This is a genomic window from Pseudoxanthomonas sp. PXM01 (assembly GCF_014851815.1).
In the GTDB taxonomy this organism is placed as follows: domain Bacteria; phylum Pseudomonadota; class Gammaproteobacteria; order Xanthomonadales; family Xanthomonadaceae; genus Pseudoxanthomonas_A.
In genome coordinates this window covers 712,669-734,683 of record NZ_JACVAJ010000002.1, presented here as the reverse complement: position 1 = coordinate 734,683, position 22,015 = coordinate 712,669, and the positions used below count along the sequence as shown (strand labels likewise).

General features: G+C 67.6%; 16 protein-coding genes. 10 read left to right on the top strand and 6 right to left on the bottom strand.

Annotated features, from left to right (window positions below):
* Positions 1–48: 48 nt before the first annotated feature.
* Positions 49–2,328 (top strand): bifunctional diguanylate cyclase/phosphodiesterase, encoded by a 2,280-nt coding sequence (locus tag IB230_RS12855; protein ID WP_192272770.1) that lies wholly within the window; start codon positions 49–51, stop codon positions 2,326–2,328.
* An 8-nt stretch (positions 2,329–2,336) separates the two neighbouring features.
* Here the strand turns inward: IB230_RS12855 and ybaL are convergent, their stop codons facing one another.
* Positions 2,337–4,025, bottom strand: coding sequence for a YbaL family putative K(+) efflux transporter (gene ybaL / locus IB230_RS12850; protein WP_192272768.1), 1,689 nt, complete (start codon positions 4,023–4,025; stop codon positions 2,337–2,339).
* A 170-nt stretch (positions 4,026–4,195) separates the two neighbouring features.
* Positions 4,196–6,586: a TonB-dependent receptor gene (locus IB230_RS12845; RefSeq protein ID WP_192272766.1), complete on the bottom strand. Its 2,391-nt coding sequence runs from the start codon at positions 6,584–6,586 to the stop codon at positions 4,196–4,198.
* Positions 6,587–6,790: 204 nt separating this feature from the next.
* Between IB230_RS12845 and IB230_RS12840 the strand changes: the two genes are divergently transcribed.
* Entirely contained in the window at positions 6,791–8,641 is a 1,851-nt protein-coding gene (locus IB230_RS12840) for an ABC-F family ATP-binding cassette domain-containing protein (protein WP_192272764.1), read from the top strand.
* 2,233 nt (positions 8,642–10,874) lie between these two features.
* On the top strand, positions 10,875–11,207 hold the full coding sequence (locus IB230_RS12835) for a zinc ribbon domain-containing protein (protein ID WP_192273922.1): 333 nt from the start codon (positions 10,875–10,877) through the stop codon (positions 11,205–11,207).
* Positions 11,208–11,253: 46 nt separating this feature from the next.
* On the opposite strand, the gene IB230_RS12830 is transcribed toward IB230_RS12835, so the two are convergent.
* A complete protein-coding gene (locus IB230_RS12830) occupies positions 11,254–13,353 on the bottom strand; it encodes a phosphoglycerol transferase I (RefSeq protein WP_192272763.1) in 2,100 nt (699 codons plus the stop codon).
* A gap of 235 nt (positions 13,354–13,588) precedes the next feature.
* Here IB230_RS12830 and IB230_RS12825 point away from each other — a divergent pair, with 235 nt between their 5' ends.
* Entirely contained in the window at positions 13,589–14,212 is a 624-nt protein-coding gene (locus tag IB230_RS12825; protein WP_225589507.1) for a hypothetical protein, read from the top strand.
* Between the two features lie 9 nt (positions 14,213–14,221).
* On the opposite strand, the gene IB230_RS12820 is transcribed toward IB230_RS12825, so the two are convergent.
* A complete protein-coding gene (locus IB230_RS12820; protein WP_192272761.1) occupies positions 14,222–15,142 on the bottom strand; it encodes a DUF3011 domain-containing protein in 921 nt (306 codons plus the stop codon).
* 151 nt (positions 15,143–15,293) lie between these two features.
* Between IB230_RS12820 and aspS the strand changes: the two genes are divergently transcribed.
* From aspS to IB230_RS12805, 3 genes are read left to right on the top strand one after another with little or no spacing between them, the layout of a single operon-like run.
* A complete protein-coding gene (gene aspS, locus IB230_RS12815; RefSeq protein WP_192272759.1) occupies positions 15,294–17,045 on the top strand; it encodes an aspartate--tRNA ligase in 1,752 nt (583 codons plus the stop codon).
* A gap of 17 nt (positions 17,046–17,062) precedes the next feature.
* The gene (locus IB230_RS12810; protein ID WP_192272757.1) at positions 17,063–17,377 is read left to right on the top strand and encodes a DNA primase; all 315 of its coding nucleotides are present in this window, start codon (positions 17,063–17,065) and stop codon (positions 17,375–17,377) included.
* 35 nt (positions 17,378–17,412) lie between these two features.
* Complete coding sequence (locus IB230_RS12805; protein WP_192273921.1) at positions 17,413–17,898, top strand: GNAT family N-acetyltransferase; 486 nt, start codon at positions 17,413–17,415, stop codon at positions 17,896–17,898.
* 273 nt (positions 17,899–18,171) lie between these two features.
* Here IB230_RS12805 and IB230_RS12800 read toward each other — a convergent pair whose 3' ends face one another.
* Together IB230_RS12800 and IB230_RS12795 are read right to left on the bottom strand one after the other, a co-directional pair.
* A complete protein-coding gene (locus tag IB230_RS12800; protein WP_192272755.1) occupies positions 18,172–19,113 on the bottom strand; it encodes an alpha/beta hydrolase in 942 nt (313 codons plus the stop codon).
* Positions 19,114–19,158: 45 nt separating this feature from the next.
* On the bottom strand, positions 19,159–19,587 hold the full coding sequence (locus IB230_RS12795; protein ID WP_192272753.1) for an organic hydroperoxide resistance protein: 429 nt from the start codon (positions 19,585–19,587) through the stop codon (positions 19,159–19,161).
* 123 nt (positions 19,588–19,710) lie between these two features.
* Here IB230_RS12795 and IB230_RS12790 point away from each other — a divergent pair, with 123 nt between their 5' ends.
* From IB230_RS12790 to IB230_RS12780, 3 genes are read left to right on the top strand one after another with little or no spacing between them, the layout of a single operon-like run.
* Positions 19,711–20,538 (top strand): AraC family transcriptional regulator, encoded by an 828-nt coding sequence (locus IB230_RS12790; RefSeq protein WP_192272751.1) that lies wholly within the window; start codon positions 19,711–19,713, stop codon positions 20,536–20,538.
* 43 nt (positions 20,539–20,581) lie between these two features.
* Positions 20,582–21,220 (top strand): alpha/beta hydrolase, encoded by a 639-nt coding sequence (locus IB230_RS12785; RefSeq protein WP_192272749.1) that lies wholly within the window; start codon positions 20,582–20,584, stop codon positions 21,218–21,220.
* Between the two features lie 57 nt (positions 21,221–21,277).
* On the top strand, positions 21,278–22,009 hold the full coding sequence (locus IB230_RS12780; protein ID WP_192272747.1) for a YebC/PmpR family DNA-binding transcriptional regulator: 732 nt from the start codon (positions 21,278–21,280) through the stop codon (positions 22,007–22,009).
* The last annotated feature ends 6 nt before the right edge of the window (positions 22,010–22,015 follow it).

Genomic DNA, 22,015 nt, shown 5'->3' with positions numbered 1-22,015 from the left:
ACGTCGAGCATCCGCTGGCGGCGAGCACTCTGGGGCAAGGACCGACCGATGGCCGATCATGCAGGGCAACCGGTGCGTGGCCTGGGCGGGAGCATGCAGGTGCTCGTGCTCGGGGGCCTGTGCCTGCTGCTGCAGCAGGTGCCCATCCGCTACCGGATCGATTTCTTCGGCGAGATCGCCGACGCCTCGCTCATCCATCTGCATACCGGGCTACTGCTGGCCATCGCCATGCTGGTGCGCGACCGTCGCGTGGTGGCGGGTTGCTTCGCGCTGACGTTCGTCGGCTGGACGCTGCGCCAGCTGTACCTGTTCGACGACGGGCAACCGACATGGATGCTGGCGTGGGGTGCCGCGACCTACCTGCTGCAGTTCGCCTGGACCCTGGCGTGCGTACGCTGGATGGGATGGCCTCGTAACGCGGGCGCGCGCCTGCAGCGGGGCGACCTGGTGCGGTTCGCGGCGATCGGCCTGCTGGTGTTCCCGCTGGTGATGGCCCTGCTCGGGCTCAGCATCGTGCTGGTGTCGTCGCCGGCCGATGCGCTGAGTGCGGCATTCCAGATGTTCTTCGCCAAGCAGTTCGGCGTGGTGGTCGTGACCCTGCCGCTGGTCATCGGCTGGCTGGAGCGCAGCGAACCCACGCCGCGCGCCGGCACCGGTACGCACTGGTTGTGGCCACTGACGTTGGGCCTGGGGCTTGCGATCAGCCTGTGGGCGGCGGTGCAGGTGCGCCACGCCTTCAACGGCTTCGCCACGCTGCTGTCCGGGCCCGTGCTGATGGACTACCGGTTCGCGGTGCTGGTCGTGCTCGCCTGGTGCATGCTGAGGTTGTCTCCACGCTGGGCCATGCTGTCGCTGTCGCTGACCCTGCTGCTGCTGGTCGGCATGGTGGCCGGCACGGCCGAGTACGCCAACACGCCCGTGGGCTTCTTCAACCTGCTGCACATCGCGGTGGAGATGAACATCCTGCTGCTGGCGATGCTGTACCTGTGGCTGACCAACCGCGACCGGTCCGCACTGGCCGAGCAGCTGTCGGAAGAGACGCAGCGTGATCAGGTGACGGGCCTGCCCAACCTCAAGGCGCTGCGGGAGCGCACGGGCCGCCCACTGCCGCGGGCCGAACTGGGCTACCTGCTGCTCGACCAGACCGACACGCTGGTCGCCGGCTTCGGCCTCGATACGCAGGCGCAGGCGATGAACGCGACGGCGCGCCGCCTGGAGGATCTGGTCGAGACCTATTACGTGGGCACCGGCCAGTTCGCGCTGTTGCCCCGGCCCGGACGCGACGCGGACCTGTGGGAGCGCGTGATGGCGCGGGTGGAGCATGCCGAGATTGATGTCGGCGGCGAACCCATCCGCCTGCTGCCTTATCTCGGCGTGGCGGCGTTCAGCGGCACCCACGCCAGCGTGATCGACGGCGCCGTGCTGGCCGCGTCGCACCTGGCGTTCGAAGCCCGCCAGCACGGCGAACTGCGGCCGCGCTACAGCGAGGTCGGCGACACGCAGGTACGTCGCACCCACCGTCGCCAGCTGCACGACGCCACCGAGGCGCTGGCCAGCCTGCGCAGCGAGCGCGTGGCCTTGTACTTCCAGCCGATCCGCGACCTCACCGCCGACATGGGAGCCAGTGCCGAACCGCGGATGCTCGCCGGCGAAGTGCTCTGCCGTCTGATTGACGAGCGCGGCGAGATCATGTCGCCCGCGCGCTTCATGGCGCCACTGGAGGCGGCCGGGCGCGGTGCAGAGCTCGACCTGGCGGTCATGCGCGCATTGTTCCGGCTGCTGCGGAAATCCCCCGGCGCGCTGCCCCACTGCCGTGAGATCGCGATCAACCTCACCGGCCAGAGCCTGGCCTCGATGAGCTTCCAGGTCGAACTGCGCACGTTGCTGGCCGGGTCGCCGCTGCCGATGAGTGCGCTGTGCTTCGAGGTCACCGAAACCGCCGCCATCTCCAACACGGCCGCCGCCAGCCATCTGCTCACCGACCTGCGTGCGCTGGGCTGCCACATCGCCATCGACGATTTCGGCACCGGCATGCAGAGCTTCGCCCGTCTGCGCGAGCTGCCGGTCGACGTGATCAAGATCGACGGTTCCTTCGTGCGCAACGTTGCCCAGCTCGGCAAGGACTATGCGGTCGTGCAGGCGTCGGTCGCGGTGGCCAAGGCCTTCGGTGCGACCACGGTGGCCGAGTTCGTCGAGGACGAGGACACCGAGTTCTGCCTGCGGCGCCTCGGCGTGCACCGCGTGCAGGGTTATCTCTATGGCGCACCGCGCCCGCTGGCGGAGGTCCTGGCGGACGTGGCGGCCGAAGCGCAGGCCGCGCGCGACTGAGTCCGGACTCAGGCCGTCGCGCGTTGCGGGCGGTAGGGGGGCGTGGACATCACCATTTCCGCCAGCGAGAACGCCAGTTCGCGTTCGGCCAGCACTGCGCCGTCGGCGCCGTGTTCCAGCAGGTGCTTCACCTCGCCCTCGCTGTGCGCCCGTGCGAGCAGCGTCAGGCCGGGGTTGATGGCGCGCAGCTTGGCCAATGCCTCACCGGCCTCCAGCGGCTGCGGAATCGCCAGCACCGCGATCTTGGCGCGCTCCGGATGCGCTTCGGCCAGCACGCGATCGGCAGCGGCGCTGCCGCGGATCGCCGGGATGCCGGCATCGTGCGCGCGGGCGACGTGGTCGCCGTTGTCGTCGATCACGATCAGCGGCACGCCGCGGTCGCGCAGGACGCGCGCCAGTTCGCTGCCCACGCGGCCGTAGCCGATGATGATGGCGTGGTCGGTAACGTCCAGCGACGGGCCCGGCGGCACTTCGGGTACGACCGGTGCGGGGGCCAGGGCTTCCTGCTTCTTCTGCCAGCGGTCCAGCCAGGTGAACAGGAAGGGGTTGGCGATGATCGACAGCAGCGAGCCGGCGAGGATCAGGTCGCGTCCCTCCGGCGGCAGGATCTTCAGCGCGACACCCAGTGCGGCGAGGATGAAGGAGAACTCGCCGATCTGCGCCAGGCTGACCGAGATCGTCAGCGCCGTGCCGGTGGGGTGCTTGAACGCCTTGACGATGTAGTAGGCGGCCACCGACTTGCCCAGCACGATGATGCCGAACGTGGCCAGCACCTGCCAGGGATGCGCCACGACGATCGCCGGGTTGAACAGCATGCCCACCGAGACGAAGAACAGCACGGCGAATGCGTCGCGCAGCGGCAGCGAGTCGTTGGCGGCCTTGTGGCTCAGCTCCGACTCGTTGAGCAGCATGCCGGCGAAGAACGCGCCCAGCGCGAACGACACGCCGAACAGCATCGCCGAGCCGAACGCCACGCCCAGTGCGATGGCCAGCACTGACAGGGTGAACAGCTCGCGCGAGCCCGTGGCCGCGATCTTCTCCAGCGTCCACGGAATCACGCGGCGGCCGACCAGCAGCATGAAGGCGACGAAGGCGCCCAGCTTGATGAAGGTCCAGGCGATCTCCACCGCGAAGCGGCCGAAGGTCGCCGGCTCGTCGCCGTTGTCGGGACCGAAGGTGGAGGCCAGCACCGGCAGCATCACCAGCGCGAGCACCATCACCAGGTCTTCGACGATCAGCCAGCCCACGGCGATGCGGCCGCGCTTGGTCTCCAGCAGGCGGCGTTCCTCCATCGCCCGCAACAGCACCACCGTGCTCGCCACTGACAACGCGAGGCCGAACACGAACCCGTTGAGCGGCGTCCAGCCCATGCCCCACGCCAGCGCCCAGCCGAGGCCGGTGGCGACCAGTATCTGCACGATCGCGCCCGGAATGGCGATCGCCTTCACTTCCAGCAGGTCTTCCAGCGAGAAATGCAGGCCCACGCCGAACATCAGCAGCATCACGCCGAGTTCGGACAGCTGGGTGGCGAGTTCCTGGTCGGCGACGAAGCCGGGGGTGAACGGACCGACGAAGATGCCGGCGACCAGATAACCGACCAGCGGCGAGAAGCGCAGCTTGTGGGCGATCGCCCCCAGCACGAAGGCCAGGGCCAGGCCCACCGCGATGATGTTGATCAGGTCGGTGTCATGATGCATCGACGGGCGTTCTTCCTCTGCATGAGGGGCGAGTGTCGCCGATGCGGACACCCTGCGGCAAACGCGCGTCGCGCGCGTCCATCGCGGCGCACAGCGCATTCCGCTGCCGCCACAACGGAAACGCCCCGCGCGGGGCGGGGCGTTCCGGAGCGCTCAGGCGATGAGGCCCGTTACCACCGGTAGGCGATGCGCCCGTAGACGTACGCACCATTGAAGCCGCCCGGCGACTGGCTACTGTAGGGGAACTGGCCACTGTTCGAGTTCGGGAAGATGGTGCGATCCGGGTACTCGTCCAGCAGGTTGTCCGCACCCAGCGTCAGCGTCCAGTTCTCGCTCGGACGGTAGCTGGTGGACGCGTCCAGGATCCACTTGGCGCCGTAGGTCTGGTCGTTGGCGGGATTGCCGGTCTCGCTGATGCGCGTGGTGAACTCGCCGTAACGGGTGGCGCCGAAGGTGAAGTCCCAGCGGGCCAGCTTCCACGCTGCCGTCAGCGTGGTCTTGTCGCGCGGATAGCCCTCTTCGATGCGGCCCTGTTCGTCGCGGCCGATGCGCCACAGGTTCGCGCCCAGCGCGGTCAGTTCGGCGGGATTCGGCGCGATGCGCTGGATCTCGGTCTTGTTGTGGTTGTAGCCGGCGGTCAGGGCGAGGCTGCTGTTCTCGAACGGCACCGTGTACTGCGCGATCACGTCGATACCGCGGGTGCGGGTGTCGGCGGCGTTGGTGAAGTAGCGCGCGCTGGTGACGCCGTTGACGCCCAGGCTGGACAGCAGCGCCTGCGCTGCGGCGTTGCCGCCCAGCAGCAGATTGGAGGACAGCACGATGCGGTCGTCGATGTCGATCTGGTACGCGTCGATGGTCACGTACAGGCGATCGATCGGCTGCAGCACCAGGCCCACGCCGTACGACAGCGAGGTCTCCGCGGTCAGCGGATCGGCGCCCAGCGCCTGTGCGACGGCGCCGGTCGCGGGGAAGGTGCCGGATTCGAAGAAGCGGTCGAGCGAGGCGTTGTACTGCGAGGTCACCACCTGGTAGTACTGCTGCGCGAGCGCCGGGGCACGGAAGCCGCTGGCGACCGTGGCGCGCAGCGCCACCGCATCGGTGAAGGCGTAGCGTGCGGACAGCTTGCCCGACACCTCGCTGCCGAAGTCGGAATAGTCCTCGTAGCGTCCGGCGATGCCGGCGGAGAACTTCTCTGTGAGGTCGGCTTCCAGGCCCACATAGGCCGCGTAGCTGTCGCGATCCGAATGCACGGCGTTGGCCGGGGTGAAGCCGGCGAAGCCCTGCGCGCCGCTGCCGGTGTACGAATTCAGCTCGCCCGGCGACTGGTTCCACTTCTCCTGGCGGTACTCGGCGCCGAACGACAGCGTGGCGGGATAGGCCAGTCCGATCTCCAGCGGCTTGCTGACGTCGGCATTCAGCACGTTCTGGGTGTACTCAAGCGCGCCGTCGTAGAAGCGTCGCGGGCTGTTCACGCCCAGACTGTAGTTGATGCTGTTCTGGGTGTAGAACTTCAGGTGGTTGTAGCCGTAGTTGTAGCTGACGTCCCACTTCCAGCCGCTTTCGGTGTCGCCCTTGATGCCGGCGACCAGCGAGCGGTCCTGCGACAGCTGGTTGATCTCGGGCACGTAGCCCTCCGGATACACCTGCGGCACGAGTGCGTTGTGGCCGATCGAGCGGTAGAAGGCGAACGAGACGATGTCGCGGTTGCTGGCGATGGCGGTGGCGTAGGCACTGACGTTGTCGCTGAAGTCGAAACCGGCGTTCGCAGACACCGCGCCCGCGTCCACCTTCGGATCGCCGTAGACGAAGGCGACCTGGCCGATCGCCGGGTTGTTGCCGGTGTTGGGCGAGGTGCCCTGGTACGGCCCGGCGCGATCGGTCTTGTCCTGCTGGGTCAGCTGCCCGGCGACATGCACGAAGCCGCGGCCATCGCCGAACGACACGCCGGCATCGCCGGAGAGCTGCGTATTGCCGCCGTCGCCGGCGGAGTAACCGCCCACGTCGACCGCCAGGCTGCCGCCCTTGCCGGCGCCCTTCAGCACGATGTTGACGACACCGGCGATGGCGTCGGAGCCGTACTGCGCGGACGCGCCGTCGCGCAGCACTTCCACGCGCTCGATTGCCGACACCGGGATCGCGTTGAGATCCACCGCGGACGAGCCGCGGCCGATGCTGCCGTTGACGTTGACCAGCGCCGAGATGTGGCGGCGCTTGCCGTTGACGAGGATCAGGACCTGGTCGGGCGACAGGCCGCGCAACTGCGCCGGGCGCACGCCGCTGGTGCCGTCGGTGACGGCCGGACGCGGGAAGTTCAGCGAGGGCAGGGCGCGGGCCAGCGCGGTGGCCAGTTCCGTGGTGCCGGTCGATTGCAGGACTTCCGGCGTGATGATGTCGATGGGCGACTGGGACTCGGCGACCGTGCGGTCGGAGACGCGGGTACCCGTGACGATCAGGGTGTCCAGCGTGCGGGCGTCGGCGGGGGCCGATTCCTGCGCGAAAGCGGTGGGGGCGACCAGGGCCAGGCTGATGGCGAGGGTCAGGGGCGACAGCGTGCGGGTCATGGGGGAGCTCCGGGAAAGACAGCGAAGTGCGACTTCAAGTGGATCAGGGCTTGCAAAGTTTCCTTTGAAACCATGGACTTAGATGCTACCTGTTCTGGTTACAGGGGTGGAAAGGGCATGTCAATGCTTTGTTAACAAGTGTGAGGAGGTGCGCTATCGATAAACTACGCGGCCGCGTCCCCCCAAATCCCCGTAGGTTGTTTCTTGATTGCCCTTCGTAATTTCGCGCTCCGCCGCGGCGAGCGCCTGCTGCTGTCCAACGTCGACCTGACCCTGCACGCCGGCTACCGCGTGGGCGTGGTCGGTCGCAACGGTGCGGGCAAATCCAGCCTGTTCGCCGCCGTCCAGGGTGAACTGGAAGCGGACAAGGGCGACCTCGACCTGCCCGGCAAGGTGCGCATCGCCAGCGTGGCGCAGGAAACCCCGTCGCTGCCCGACCCGGCCCTGACGTTCGTGCTCGGCGGCGATACCGAAGTCGCCGCGGTGCTGCAGGCCGAAGCCGATGCCAGCGCGCGCGAAGACTGGGAAGCGGTCGCCAACGCGCACCAGAAGATGGCCGAACTCGGCGCCTACGATGCCGAAGCGCGCGCGGGCAAGCTGCTGCACGGCCTCGGCTTCCCGGCCGATACGCACCACCGTGCGGTGTCGTCGTTCTCCGGCGGCTGGCGCGTGCGCCTGAACCTGGCGCGCGCACTGATGATGCCCAGCGACCTGCTGCTGCTCGACGAACCCACCAACCACCTCGACATGGACGCGGTGCTCTGGCTGGAGCAGTGGCTGCTGAAGTACCCCGGCACGCTGCTGCTGATCTCGCACGACCGCGAATTCCTCGACAACGTCGCCACCCACACGCTGCACCTGCACGGCGGCGGCGCCAAGCTGTACACCGGCGGCTATACCGACTTCGAACGCCAGCGCGCCGAACAGCTGCGCCAGCAGCAGATCGCGCACGAAAAGGAACAGGCCGAACGCGCGCACCTGCAGAGCTTCATCGACCGTTTCAAGGCCAAGGCCTCGAAGGCGGCGCAGGCGCAGAGCCGCATGAAGCGCCTGGCCAAGCTCGCCGGTACCGAGGCGGTGCGCGCCGAGCGCGAGTTCCGCATCGAATTCGCCGAGCCGGCCAAGCTCCCGTTCTCGCTGATCCGCCTGAACCACGTCGAGGCCGGCTATGGTCCCGGTGCGGTGATCCTGCACGACGTCGGTTTCGGCCTGGAAGCGGGACAGCGCATCGGTCTGCTTGGCCCGAACGGCGCCGGCAAGACCACGCTGGTGAAGACGCTGGTGGGCGAACTGGCGGTGATGGCGGGCGACCGCATGGCGCATCCGGACCTGCGCATCGGCTACTTCGCGCAGCACACGGTGGAGTCGCTACACGAAGGCCAGTCGCCGATGGACCATTTCCGCGACCTGTCGCCGGACGCCAGCAACCAGTCGTTCCGCGACTTCCTCGGCAAGTGGAACTTCCCCGGCGATCGCGCCTTCGAGCCGGTCGACGGCTTCTCCGGTGGCGAACGCGCGCGCCTCGCGCTGGCGCTGATCGCGTGGCAGCAGCCGAACGTGCTGCTGCTCGACGAACCGACCAACCACCTCGATCTGGAAATGCGCGAGGCGCTGGCCGAGGCACTCAGCGATTTCGACGGCGCCATCGTGATGGTGTCGCATGATCGCCACCTGATCGGCCTGGTCTGCGACACGTTCTGGCGCGTCGCCGATGGCGTGGTCGAACCCTTCGCCGGCGATCTCGACGAATATGCCGCCTGGCTGCGCACGCGCGCCTCGGCGCAGGGCAGCAAACCGCTGCGCAGCGAGCCGGCGCCCGCACCGAAGACCGCGCCGGCCCCTGCGCGCAAGGTCAATCCGGTGAAGCTGGCCGCCGCGGAAGCCAAGGTCGCCGAACTGGAAGGCAAGCTGGCCGACGTGGACGCGCAGCTCGCGGACCCGAACAGCTACGCCGATGCCGACCTCGCCGCACGGCTGGGCCGGGACCGCGAAGCGCTGCAGGAGCAGCTGTCCAAGGCCGAGGAGGCCTGGTCGGCGCTGTACGACGAGGCGTGACCCGCATCTGCAGGATGCGGTAGGCTGGCCCCCGCGGATGCCGCTTGGGGAAGTGGCCGCACGGGGGCAGGACATGGGGAAGCAGCAGGCAAGGACCGCCGCGATCGTCGCGCTGGTGGCGTTGGTGGGATTCGCGACGACTCGTTCGATCCCGGCATTGCAGATGGCCGACGAGCACAGGACATCCGCTTTCACGATGGCGGTGCCTGCGGGAGCGATACGGGTCGACGGGTCGCAGCCGTTGGTAAGGCAGCCGCCCTTGCGGCTGTCCGGCCGCGTGCTGGGCCTGCGATCGGTTCCCGCAGGTCTGCGGATCGACGTCCAGGTTGGGGCAAGCTCCTACGCCGCCAATGTCGTCGGCGACACCTATACGGTCGATCTCGGCCTGCCGGACCCATCGGCGATGATCACGGTGCATGCGCGCGCGTCCGCACTGCACTTCAGTTCGATCGTCGGCACCGTCGCCCAGGCGCGAGCGTTCGCTGGGGATGATCTGCATGCCGATGCCCAGGAGATCTCCTCCCTCAACGTATCGGCGTTCCGTACCGCGTTGAGCTGGCTGGTTCGCCATGCCCTGGGCGGGCGTGATCCGCTCGACGACAGGCAGCTCCGAGACGGCCTTCGTGCGGCGGTTACTCCCGACCTCGCCGTCATGACCCATGTCATCGACCAGCTGGCGCACGAGCCGGAGCGGTTGCCATCGTCTTATCCGGACGGTTTCGCTCTGGTCCGCGATCGCGCGGCGTACACGAGTTTCGCCGAGGCAAGCTGGGAGGTGGCGCCGGCCCATCTCGCGCAGATCCCGGATTCAGCGCCGTTGAGCAGTCTGCAGCAGCTCCCGGAAAAACTCTTGATGATTGACGGGATGCCGTACCGCAGCGTCGCCCCTGCAGCGGGCAATGTTCATTTGCTGGCGCGCAAGCCGGACGGCAGTTTCGATCTGTATGAGAACACGCCGTTGCGCGCGCCCAACTACTCGGTGCGACTGGATGCCGGTGGTGGGCTTGAACTCACACCGAGGCATGAGATCCAGCGTTCGCTCAAGGGAAGCGGCGGGATTATCGGCCTGGCAGGCGCCCACCGCCTGGTCCGCCTCGCATCAGGGCACGGGGTGGACATCTGGTTGCTGGAGGCGCACTGGGAGGAGTTCTATGCAGGCACGCCTCGGGGAGAGCGCATCGAGTACCGCGTGTTCGCGGCTTCCAGCCTGCCCGGATGGTCCCATCTGGAGGGATGGCCGCAGTTGACTGGCGGGAACCGCGCATTGCCTTGGTTCTGCGAGCAGCCCCTGCAGGGCGGCGGATTCTATTTCGACGAGTGCGACTACGTCCTGCACCAGTTGCAGGCCACGGGCTCGAACAGCACGATCGGGCACGGCACCAACGTCAACGAGGTCACCCTGCAGCCGGCGCCGGCCACGGGCGGCCAGCCCTTCAGCTGGAGCCTCGACTGGGATCGTTCGTTGCGTGTGGACACGGCGAATGCAGAAGTGCAGCTGTGGCGGCTCGACAGCCACGTTCCGTCGGTGGCAAACATCGTCTATCTGGCGCGTTCCAAATCCGCCGCCACGGCCGACAAGATGCTGCTGGGCCTCAGCGTGGATGCCGTGCAGAACCAGCCACAGGCGACCAGCGTCGATGTGCTGGGTGAATGGCAAAGCGAACAGCCGCAGGGGGGCTGGCCACGCAATGTGGGGTGGATGACGCTCTATGGCGCCATGGAGGTGACGGCTCGGAAGGTTCGCAGGGCCGATGGCACAGGCAACGACCAGATCGTTTCCGATGTCATTCGCGATACGCCGCTGTTCTGGGAGGTCCGGGGCAATGCGTTCTACGACACCTGGGCGCTGGCGCGCTTACCGGATCGCAGTCAGCGCTATTTCCGTTCGTGCGCCGATGCGGCCGCCGCCAATGCGGACATGTGCTCCACCATCGTCGGGTACTACCGGCCAGTGACGCGGACAGCTCGGGGGTTCTTCGGCATCCGGGAGATCTATCAGACCGCTTACCAGGATCCGCGCAATGGAGCGCCATCGGCGCCGCTCAAGCGGGTGTGGTTCCGACCTGGATATCAGAGTTGCACCGGCGGCGCATGCGTCGCCAGTTTTGGCCCCGCTGCTTCCGCCATGGGCCAGAATGCGCTGCAAGCGCCGCCCGATGCCCAACTCGCCGGGATTGAAACCGCGCGCCGCAGCCCCACAATACGTCCGGTCCACGTCCGTATCCCCCGCCTCATGCCCATCTACGCCTTCGAATGCACCCAGTGCGGCCACAGTTTCGACCGCCTGCAGAAGTTGTCCGACCCTGACCCCGATACCTGCCCGGCGTGCAGCGCGCAGGCGGTGAAGCGGCAGTTGACCGCGCCGTCGTTCCGTCTGGCGGGCAGCGGCTGGTACGAGACCGACTTCAAGAAGGACGGTGACAAGAAGCGCAACCTCGCCGATGGCGGCGAAGGCGCCAAGCCGTCGGGCGACTCCAAGCCTTCGACCGAGTCGGCGCCTGCGGCCAAGAGCGAACCATCGAAGACCGACGTCAAGCCCAGCGCCGCGAAGCCGGCAGCCGAGTAAGAACGCTGGAGAGCGCCGCGCATCAGGCAGCGCGGCGCATGTGCGGTCAGGAGCGCGGACGGCCCGAGACGCGGGTCATGGCGATGCCCTCCAGGGGCATCTCCTCCGTGTAGTCCAGCCACGCGCGGATCACCAGGTCGTCCACGGCAGTGTCCAGCCACATCGGCAGGCGGATCTGGCCGCCGGCACCCGGCACCACATTCACCCACTCGCGCGCATGGATCACCTTGCCGTCCGCTGACACGGCTTCCAGCCAGAACGGATGGCTGGGCAGCCGCTGCGGACGCAGCCGCACCTGGTACTGCCCCGCCAGCATGCGGCGCGATTCCTGGCTCAGCGTGAGCGGGCGGCGCGGTCGCGGGCGCGGTTCGTTGCTGACTTCGAGCGGCGTATCGATCTTCACGCCGCGCGCGAGATCCGCATCGGCATACAGCTTCAGGTCGTTGTTGCGATCGACCAGCAGCGCGCACCATTCGCCCAGCGGCAGCGCGTCCTCGAACGCCGTGCAGCGATCGATGTAGGCGAGCACGTTGTCGGGGTCGCGCATGAACTGGCGCGGTGCATCCTCGAGCACGATCGAACTGATGTTCCAGGTCTTGTCGTACTCCAGCATCACCGGCGGGCGGATCTGCTGGTCGCCCACCACCACGTGGTCGCCTTCCATGCGCAGCGTGCCGGTGTCGCGCCCCATCCACAGCTGGCGCGCGTAACCCAGATACGGGCGATACCCCGATGCATCGCCATCGCGGGCGGCGAGGCTCGCACCATCCCGGGGAGGATCCGCCAGCAGCGAACGGCCGAAGCCCAGCGCGGTCTGCTGCGGATGGAGCATCTGCAGGACCGTCGCGCCGGTGTCGAGCGTGCTGCCGCCCCGGTCGATCTGGCCGGCGGGCAGGTCGGGCGCCAGCATCAGCAGCAGGTTTTCACGCGGCATGTCCGCCAGCACGCCACTGAGGTCGTTCGGCATGGCCAGGTGGTCGGACGCGATGACGATGAGGGTGTCCTGCGCATATGGGCTGTTGCGGATCCTGTCGACCAGCGAGGAAATCAGCCGGTCGGTGCACTTGAGTGCGTTGAGCAGGCCGACGTCGCCATGACGGCTCTCGTAGCGCTCACCCTTGCACGACACCGGCAGGTGGCCGGCGGGGTGGTGCGTATCCATCGTCAGCGTGGTGAGCATGAAGGGCGCGCCGCGCGCCGACAGGGTCATGAAATCGGCGAACACGTCGTCGAGCAGCACGTCGTCGTGGATGCCCCAGTCCGAGAAGTGCTCGCGCGCCACGCCTGCCTTCTCGTAGTAGCCGCGTTCCTTGATCCGGTCGAAACCGTGGCTGGCGAGGAAGCTGCCCTTCGCGGCGAACGAGGCATCCGCGCCGCCACTGAAATGCAGGCGGTAGCCCTGCTGTTTCAGGTAGTCGCCCAGGCAGTACGCGCCGGGCAGGAAGCGGCCCATGCGACCCATGCTGTTCTCGTCGCCGCGCGCGGTCGTCAGCGGCACGCCGCACATCGAGGACACCAGCCCGGCGATGGTCCAACCGCTGCCTTCCGGCGACGCGATGCCGCGGAAGTCGGCTGCCTGTCCCGCCAGGCGCGAGAGATGCGGCATCAGCTCCGGAAAGACCTTCTGGTCCAGGTACGTGCGCTCGAGGCTCTCGCCGTAGATCCAGACGATGTTGCGCGCGCGCTCCACGGGGGCGTGCGGGATGACGTATTCCGCGGACACGGCGGTGACGTCGGTCGGCAGCGTGGCCCGATAGAGCCGCAGGCCATCGGCGAAGACGGGGCTGCCCACGACCGCTGCGATGAAGGTGGCGGCGAATGCTGCCGACAGCCATCCGCCGTGACGGCGCATCTGGAAGCGGCGTACGCGCAACAGCAGCAACGAGGCCAGGGCGAGCACGGCGAACACGGCGAACACCGAGATGACGTTGCGGAATTCCGCGATGCCGGCGCCTTTCAGGCCGGTCTGCAGGTGGTAGAGCGTGGCGGCATTGATGCCGTCGCCGCTCAGGCGATCCACCAGCCACCACACCGCCAGCGACAGCAGCCACACACAGAATGCTGCGGCCTTGACGCGGCGCCAGCGGGGCGACGCCATCAGCAGGCAGGCGAGCAGAAGCGAGCACGGAACAAGCCAGAGGGACATCGTTCAGCCCTCCCGCATCGTTGCGCGGCTCCTTGCCCGCGAGGGCGCGTGCGGTCGCAAAAACGTCATGAGTCGGTCAATCCCCTGAAACATGGATGTGCCGACGCTGCCATGCGCAAACTGAACATGATGTCGTCATGCACGCATCGCGTCCGGATGCTCAGCGTCGTTCGCGCCTGTGACTTGCCCGCATCGCGCGGTATAAAGGGACATTGCACCAGTGTGGGGAAACTGAATGAAGCGGACCGTGTGGATGAAAGGTGGATATGCATTGCTGGCTTTGAGCGCAGCAGCATCGGTGCAGGGCAAGGAGGCGCCGCCGCCGTCGGATGCGTTCCTCGCATCCCTGGCCGCGCATTGCGGAAAGGCCTACGCTGGCCGCATCACGGCGAACCAGCCCGCCTCCACGACACCCGATCCGTTCGAAGGCAAGACGCTGGTCATGCACGTGCGCGGCTGCGATGCGTCCACGCAGGAGATCCGCGTGCCCTTCCATGTGGGCGACGATCATTCGCGCACCTGGGTGCTCACGCGCACGGCGAACGGCTTGCGGCTCAAGCACGACCATCGCCATGAAGACGGCAGCCCGGATCCGGTGACGATGTACGGCGGCGACACGGCGGTGGCGGGAACGCCGCAGCGCCAGGCATTCCCTGTGGACGCCGAATCCATCGCGATGTTCGAGCGGGAAGGGTTGGCGGCCTCGGTGACGAACACCTGGGCGATGGAGCTGGTGCCGGCGAAAACCTTCGTCTACGAGTTGAGTCGCCCCAACGGCCGGTTGTTCCGGGTGGAGTTCGATCTCACCGCGCCGGTCGCGTTGCCGCCGGCGCCGTGGGGCGCCGAAGTCGAGGGCTGAGCCCAGGCGTCAGCGCGGCCCGAAGCGGCCGCGGCAGCCACGGTCCACCCACACCTGGTTGCCGGCGTAGCCCCAGCTGTAGCCTTCCCGGCAGCTGTTGTTGGACAGCTGCTGCAACAGGATCGGCCGGCCCTGGCGGGCATCGTAGGCGCAGGTCCTGCGGCGGTTGTCGTCGCTGCTGCAGGTGACGCTGTAGTCGCTGTTGCCGCCCCCCCAGCCGGTGCCCGAATCGCGGAACTCGGCGCGGCAACCGCTGCGCACCCAGACCATGCCCTGGCGCTGGCCCCAGTTCTGGTTCTCCGTGCAGCGGGTCGAGGACAGGTTCCGCTGGATGACAGCGCGGCCGCGGAAGCTGGTGCGGCACTCGCGGTAGGCGCCGTTCGCGCTCTCGCACTTCACCACGCCGCCGTTGCCGCCCCAGTCGCCGCCGGTGTTGCCTTCGGCGAACCGGCCGCGGCAGCCTCGATCGACCCAGACGGTGCCATTGCCACTGCCCCAGTTCTGGCCTTCGACGCAGCGCGTGCCGGACAGGTTCTGCACCAGCACCGCGTTGCGGCGGAAGCCGGTCTGGCATTCGCGGCGGCGGTTGTCCTTGCTTTCGCAGGTGACCTGACCGCCGGACGGTGGCGGGTTCGGGTTCCAGCCGCCGTTGTTGCCCCCGAGCGACTGGGCGATGTCCTGCTTGATGCGGCCGAAGGTCCAGTTGGAGCGGTTGACCTGGTCCAGATAGAACCGCAACTGGTCGTCCGGGATGCGGCGGCCGCGGGACTGTTCCGAGTACTCCAGGCTGATCACCCGGGTCTGGTCCTGCACCGACAGCGTGCGCAGGTTCTCCGGGGCATAGGCCTTGGGCGCGATCTGGGCGGTAGCACTGCCGGCCGCCAGGGCCAGCAACAGTACGAGAACGGACTGCAACAGCGGCTTCTTCATGGCGGCACCCTCCTGGGGAGGCGCCAGCATACGCCGGGAATGTTAATCCGGAGCGGAGGCGGGCCGGGGGACCGGGTAAACTAGCCGGCTAGGACGGCCGCTGGCCGTCGCATCCCCTTCCGGCGATGCCGGATGACCCCCTGGAGTTCCCATGCGTACCCATTTCTGCGGCCTCGTCGACGAGGCCATGATCGGCCAGACCGTGACCCTGTGCGGCTGGACCGACGTCGCCCGCAACCTCGGCGGCGTCTGCTTCATCGACCTGCGTGACCACGAAGGAATCGTGCAGGTGACGGTGGATCCGTCCAATGCCGAGGTCTTCAAGGTCGCCGCGTCGCTGGGGTACGAGGACGTGCTGCAGGTCGAGGGTGTCGTGCGTGCGCGTGAGGCCGTCAATACCAAGATCCGCACCGGCCAGGTGGAGGTGATCGCCACGGGCATCACGGTGCTCAACAAGGCCGAGCCGCTGCCGTTCCACCACCACGAGAACCCGGGCGAAGACGTTCGCCTGAAGTACCGCTATCTGGACCTGCGCAGCCCCGACATGCAGCGCAAGCAGCGCACCCGCATCCGCCTGGTGCAGGCGCTGCGCCGCTGGCTGGACGCACGCGGCTTCCAGGACATCGAGACGCCGATCCTGACCAAGGCCACGCCGGAAGGCGCGCGCGACTTCCTGGTGCCGGCGCGCATGCATCCCGGCGAGTTCTACGCGCTGCCGCAGTCGCCGCAGCTGTTCAAGCAGATCCTGATGGTGGCCGGCTTCGACCGCTACTACCAGATCGCGCGCTGCTTCCGCGACGAAGCGCTCCGCGCCGACCGCCAGCTCGAGTTCACCCAGCTCGACATGGAGTTCGCCTTCGTGCGCGAGCGCGACGTGCAGGACGCCGTCGAAGGCATGATCCGCGACATCTTCAAGGAAGTGATGGACGTGGAACTGGCCAACCCGTTCCCGCGCATGACCTGGGCCGAGGCGATGCGCCGTTACGGCTCGGACAAGCCGGACCTCCGCATCACGCTGGAACTGGTCGACGTGGCCGAACTGGTGAAGTCCAGCGAGTTCGCCGTGTTCACCGGCGCCGCCAATGATCCGGACGGCCGCGTCGCCGCGCTGCGCATTCCGGGCGGCGCCTCGCTGAGCCGCAAGCAGATCGACGAGTACGCCGCGCATGCCGCCAAGTACGGCGCCAAGGGCCTGGCCTACATCAAGATCGACGACGCCGGCGCGGTCAGCTCGCCGATCCAGAAGTTCTTCGCCGAGGACGCGTTCGCGGCGCTGGTCAAGCACGTCGGCGCCGGCAATGGCGACATCGTGTTCTTCGGTGCCGGCGGCTACAACAAGGTCTCCGACTTCATGGGCGCGCTGCGCCTCAAGGCCGGCAAGGACTTCGGTCTGGTGCAGGACGGCTGGACGCCGTTGTGGGTCACCGATTTCCCGATGTTCGAGTACGACGACGAAGCGCAGCGCTACGTCGCCCTGCATCACCCCTTCACCGCGCCGGCGGTGGACGACATCGCCGACCTGCGCGCGAACGCGAAGACGGCCGTGTCCCGCGGTTACGACATGGTGCTGAACGGCAACGAGATCGGCGGCGGTTCGATCCGCATCCACCGCCCCGAGATGCAGAGCACGGTGTTCGAGCTTCTCGGTATCGGCGCCGAGGAAGCGGAAGCCAAGTTCGGCTTCCTGCTGGACGCGTTGCGCTTCGGCGCGCCGCCGCACGGCGGCATCGCGTTCGGCATCGACCGCATCGCCGCGCTGATGGCGGGAACGGAATCGATCCGCGACGTCATCCCGTTCCCCAAGACCACCAGCGCGCAATGCCTGATGACCGGTGCACCCTCTCCCATCCCGGATGAGCAGCTGGCGGAAGTGCACATCCAGGTTCGTCCTAAGAAAGACTGATCGAGAGAACTCAAGAAATGACGGAAGTTGCTTTTTCGCTGGAGTGGGAACGCCTGGGCAATGAAGGCGCCGATGCGGCGCTGGTGACGGAGCGCGCGCGCGTGTTCGGTGGCTGGCTGGTGCGCGTCGGCACGTCGCCGGCGGCGATGGCGGTGACCTTCGTGCCGGATGGCCAGGGCCGCTGGGACGGTGAGGACTTCGGCGAAGACGATTACGAAGAAGAAGACGAAGAAGAGTACGAAGAGGAAGAAGACGAGGACGCTGACGAGGAAGACGAGGCGGACGAAGAGGAAGAAGAGGAAGAGGAAGAAGAGGAAGAAGAGGACGCGTAAGCGTGCGGATCCGTCGTGCCACCGTCGATGACGCCATGGTCCTGTCGGATCTGGCGTCGCGCACGTTCACCGAGACCTTCGGCCATCTGTATCCGGCCGAGGATCTGGCGGCGTTCCTCGCCGATGCCTATGACGTCGACAAGCAGCGCGTCATCCTTGCGCATCCTGAGTACGCGGTCTGGCTGCTGGAAGACGATGGCGTGGCCGTGGGGCACGCGGCCGCCGGGCCGTGCGGGTTGCCGCACGCTGAGGTGGTGAAGCGCGATGGCGAGTTGAAGCGGCTGTATGTGCTGGCTTCGCACCAGAACGGCGGGTGGGGCGGCAAGCTGTTCGCCGAAGTCGAGCAGTGGTTGTTGAAGGACGGGCCGCGGACGTTGTGGATCGGGGTGTGGTCGGAGAACTTCGGCGCGCAGCGGTTCTATGAGCGGCAGGGGTTTTCGCGCGTCGGGGGGTACAAGTTCGCGGTCGGCAGGACGCTAGACGATGAGTTCATCCTGCGGCGGGATGCTTCCACCGGCTGACCTGCAAAGCGTTCCGCTCGCCTTCGGCGTGCGGGTAACTTTTCTTTGTTGACGCAAAGAAAAGTCACCAAAAGAAAGCGTCTTCCCCGACGAAGCAATCCCATGATCTGGGTGCTATCGGGATTTTCCGACTCGCCTTCCTGGCGAGGCGGAAAACGGCGGACATCCTTGTCCGCCGCCCTCCGGGTCTGGTGGGCTCGCTGGCGCATCGGGGTGGGGGAGAGCAAAAGCAAACGGCCGCGTAAGCGGCCGTTGCTGTTTGTGGTGCTGTGCTTACTTCTGCAGGAAGTCGAGCAGGTCCTGGTTGACGCGGTCCTTGTGGGTGTCGGTCAGGCCGTGTGGGGCGCCGGGGTAGACGATCAGCTTGGCGTTCTTGATCTGCGCGGCGGAGGCTTTGCCGGCGGCGTCGATGGGGACGATCTGGTCGTCGTCGCCGTGGATGACCAGGGTGGGGATGTCGAACTTCTTCAGGTCGGCGCGGAAGTCGGTGGCCGAGAACGCGGCGATCGAGTCGTACGTGTTCTTGTGGCCGCCCTGCATGCCCTGCGCCCACCAGCTGTCGATCAGACCCTGCGAGACCTTCGCGCCCGGACGGTTGAAGCCGTAGAACGGGCCCGAGGCGATGTCCTTGTAGAGCTGCGCGCGGTTGTCCAGCGAGCCCTTGCGGATGCCGTCGAACACTTCGATCGGCAGGCCGCCCGGGTTGTCGGCGGTCTTCAGCATCAGCGGCGGCACGGCGCTGATCAGTACGGCCTTCTTCACCCGGCTGGTGCCATGGCGGCCGATGTAGCGGGCCACTTCGCCGCCGCCGGTGGAGAAGCCGACCAGGGTGACGTCCTTCAGGTCCAGCGTGTTGATCACGGTGGCCAGGTCGTCGGCGTAGTGGTCCATGTCGTTGCCGTCCCACGGCTGGCTGGAGCGGCCATGGCCGCGGCGATCGTGCGCGACCACGCGGTAGCCCTTGGAGGCCAGGAAGATCATCTGCGATTCCCAGCTGTCCGACGACAGCGGCCAACCGTGGCTGAAGGTGACGACCGGGCCGTTCTTCGGGCCCCAGTCCTTGTAGTACAGCTGCACGCCGTCGGCAGTGGTGAGGGTGCTGGCGGTGCGCTCGACGGCGACGGGCGCCGTGGCCGGTGTCGCGTGGGCGGAGAGGCTGGCCTGGGTGGCGACGGCCAGCAGGGTGACGGCGAGGGTACGGGTGAAGACGTTCATGGTGTCGGTTCCTGCGAAAGGTGGTGGGTCAGGAAGGAAGGGGGATCAGTCGGCGAGCACCAGCGTCACGTCGATGTTGCCGCGCGTGGCGTTGGAGTACGGGCAGACGATGTGGGCGGCGTCGACCAGGGCCTGCAGCTGCACGCGGTCCACGCCGGGGGCGACGATGGTCAGTTCGGCCTGGATGCCGAAACCGGTGGGAATCTGGCCGATGCCGACCTTGCCGGTGACGGTGGTGGTCGAAGGCAGGGCGACCTTCTGCTTGCCGGCGACGAACTTCAGCGCGCCCAGGAAGCAGGCCGACCAGCCGGCCGCGAACAGCTGTTCCGGGTTGGTGCCGTCGCCGCCGGCGCCGCCCAGCTCGCGCGGGGTGGACAGCTTGACGTCGAGCACGCCGTCGGACGAGGTGGCCTGGCCTTCGCGGCCGCCCGAGGCGGTGGCGGTGGCGGTGTAGAGGATCTTTTCGATGGACATGGCGGTTTCCTGGGTGGGTTGGGGGGTGGTCCGGCGGGTGGCCGTCCGGTGAGGTGTACTTTGCGCCGCCACCACGTACGTAAGGTGATATAGAATCCTGAAAACTTGATCGGGAGTACTTCCATGGTCGATCGCCTTGCGGTCCTGCTGGAACGCTTTTCCGTCAGCGCAGCGGTGTTCCATGCCGGTGCGCTGTGCGGCGTCAACACGCTGGAGGCCGAGCCCGGCGTCGGCCAACTGCACCTGATCCAGCGCGGGCCCCTGGAGGTGTTCCATGGCACGACGTCGCTGCGCATCGATACGCCCAGCCTGCTGCTCTATCCGCGCGCGCTGACGCACCGCTTCGTCAGTGACGAGGAGCGGGGTGCGGACATGGCCTGCGCCAGCGTGCGGTTCGAGGGTGGTGCGCAGAACCCGATCAGCGCCGCGCTGCCGGATGTGGTGTGCGTGCCGCTGGCCAGCCTGCACGGCGCCCAGGACGTGCTGGCGCTGCTGTTCGAAGAGGCCTTCACCCAGCGCTGCGGGCGCACCGCGCTGGTCAATCGCCTGTTCGAGGTGGTGATGATCCAGGTGCTGCGCCAGCTGATGGAAACCGGCGAAGTGAAGGGCGGCATGCTGGCCGGGTTGTCGCACCCACGCCTGCGCAACGCGATCGTCGCCATGCACGAAGCGCCGGCGAAGGACTGGACGCTGGAGGAACTGGCGCGCGTGGCCGGGCTGTCGCGCACGGTCTTCGCCAACACGTTCCGTGAAGCGCTGGGGCTGACGCCCGGGCAGTACCTGCAGGGCTGGCGCGTGGGCCTGGCGCAGCAGGCGCTACGGCGCGGCAAGCCGCTGAAGGTGGTGGCGTCGGACGTGGGTTACGGCAGCGAGGCGGCGCTGTCGCGCGCCTTCAAGGCGCATAGTGGGCTGTCGCCGCGCGAGTGGAAGCGCCAGCAGGCGGTGCACTGAGCGTGGCTGGCAAGTGCATCCCGCTTCGTCGACACTCCGTCGCATGACAGGACGATCGACCTCTCTCCCCCGCGTGGTGCTGGTGCATGGCATCTGGAATGCGAAGTCATGGTTGGCGCCGCTGGCGCGCCGCCTGCGGCAGGAGGGCTTCGAAGTCGAGGCGTTCGGTTATCCGAGCATCCTCGGTGGGCCGGAACCGGCCATCACCGGGCTCACGACGCGACTGAAGGCCGGGGCGGCGGTGCATCTGGTCGGCCACAGCCTGGGGGGTCTGATCGGCCTGGAGGCGCTGCGCCGCACGCCGGGCCTGCCCGTGCAACGTCTTGTATGCCTCGGTTCGCCCCTGTGCGGCAGCAACACGGCACGCAGCCTGGGGCGCTCGCCCTGGACGGCACCGGTGCTGGGGCGCAGCGGTGCGTTGCTGCAGGCGGGTTGTCCGCCTTGGAATGGGCGCGTGCCGGTCGGCATGGTGGCCGGCAATGTCGCGCGGGGTATCGGGCGGCTGCTCACCCGCTTCGATGGCGAATCCGACGGCACGGTGGGCCTGGACGAGACGCGGCTGCCGGGCCTGGCGGACCACTGCGTCGTGGCGTCCAGCCATACGGGCCTGGTCTTCTCCGCGGAGGCGGCCCGGCAGGCGGCCTGCTTCCTGCGCGAGGGCCGCTTCCGGGTCGTCGACTGACGTCCGTGTGCGGGCGCGTATAATCCGCGCCCTCGTCAGTGCACTCCGGAAGTTCCCATGGGCAGAGGCCCGTCGATCGAAGCCCGCAAGAACGCCACCGATGCCAAACGGGGCAAGATCTTCACCAAGATCATCCGTGAGATCGGCGTGGCGGCACGCGCCGGTGGCGGTGAGCCCGCCAACAATCCGCGCCTGCGCGTGGCCGTCGACAAGGGCCTGGCGGCCAACATGTCGAAGGACGTCATCGAGCGCGCCATCAAGAAGGCGACCGGTGAACTGGAAGGCGTGGTCTTCGAGGAGATCCGCTACGAAGGCTATGCGCCCGGCGGCGTCGCCGTGATCGTCGACTGCCTGACCGACAACCGCGTGCGCACCGTGGCCGAAGTGCGCCACGCCTTCGGCAAGCACGGCGGCAACATGGGCACCGAGGGCTCGGTGGCCTTCATGTTCAAGCGCCTGGGCGTGCTGAGCTACGCGCCCGGCGCGGACGAAGAGAAGATCACCGAAGCCGCGATCGAAGCGGGCGCCGATGACATCGTCGTCTACCCGGACGACGGCTCCATCGACGTGGTCACCACGCCGGATGCCTTCCAGTCCGTGAAGGATGCGATGACGGCTGCCGGCCTGGCCCCGGACCATGCCGAGACCACCTACCGCGCCGACAACGACATCAGCGTGGAAGGCGAGACCGCCCTGCAGGTGAAGAAGCTGCTGGACATGCTGGAAGACCTGGACGACGTCCAGGATGTCTACTCCAATGCCGACCTGGGCGCCGACGCGTACGCGTAAGCCGAT

Coding starts and splice junctions, on each gene's coding strand:
- IB230_RS12855 (WP_192272770.1), top strand. CDS start 49: ATGGCCGATCATGCAGGGCAACCGGTGCGTGGCCTGGGCGGGAGCATG.
- ybaL (WP_192272768.1), bottom strand. CDS start 4,025: ATGCATCATGACACCGACCTGATCAACATCATCGCGGTGGGCCTGGCC.
- IB230_RS12845 (WP_192272766.1), bottom strand. CDS start 6,586: ATGACCCGCACGCTGTCGCCCCTGACCCTCGCCATCAGCCTGGCCCTG.
- IB230_RS12835 (WP_192273922.1), top strand. CDS start 10,875: ATGCCCATCTACGCCTTCGAATGCACCCAGTGCGGCCACAGTTTCGAC.
- IB230_RS12830 (WP_192272763.1), bottom strand. CDS start 13,353: ATGTCCCTCTGGCTTGTTCCGTGCTCGCTTCTGCTCGCCTGCCTGCTG.
- IB230_RS12825 (WP_225589507.1), top strand. CDS start 13,589: ATGAAGCGGACCGTGTGGATGAAAGGTGGATATGCATTGCTGGCTTTG.
- IB230_RS12820 (WP_192272761.1), bottom strand. CDS start 15,142: ATGAAGAAGCCGCTGTTGCAGTCCGTTCTCGTACTGTTGCTGGCCCTG.
- aspS (WP_192272759.1), top strand. CDS start 15,294: ATGCGTACCCATTTCTGCGGCCTCGTCGACGAGGCCATGATCGGCCAG.
- IB230_RS12810 (WP_192272757.1), top strand. CDS start 17,063: ATGACGGAAGTTGCTTTTTCGCTGGAGTGGGAACGCCTGGGCAATGAA.
- IB230_RS12805 (WP_192273921.1), top strand. CDS start 17,413: ATGGTCCTGTCGGATCTGGCGTCGCGCACGTTCACCGAGACCTTCGGC.
- IB230_RS12800 (WP_192272755.1), bottom strand. CDS start 19,113: ATGAACGTCTTCACCCGTACCCTCGCCGTCACCCTGCTGGCCGTCGCC.
- IB230_RS12795 (WP_192272753.1), bottom strand. CDS start 19,587: ATGTCCATCGAAAAGATCCTCTACACCGCCACCGCCACCGCCTCGGGC.
- IB230_RS12790 (WP_192272751.1), top strand. CDS start 19,711: ATGGTCGATCGCCTTGCGGTCCTGCTGGAACGCTTTTCCGTCAGCGCA.
- IB230_RS12785 (WP_192272749.1), top strand. CDS start 20,582: ATGACAGGACGATCGACCTCTCTCCCCCGCGTGGTGCTGGTGCATGGC.
- IB230_RS12780 (WP_192272747.1), top strand. CDS start 21,278: ATGGGCAGAGGCCCGTCGATCGAAGCCCGCAAGAACGCCACCGATGCC.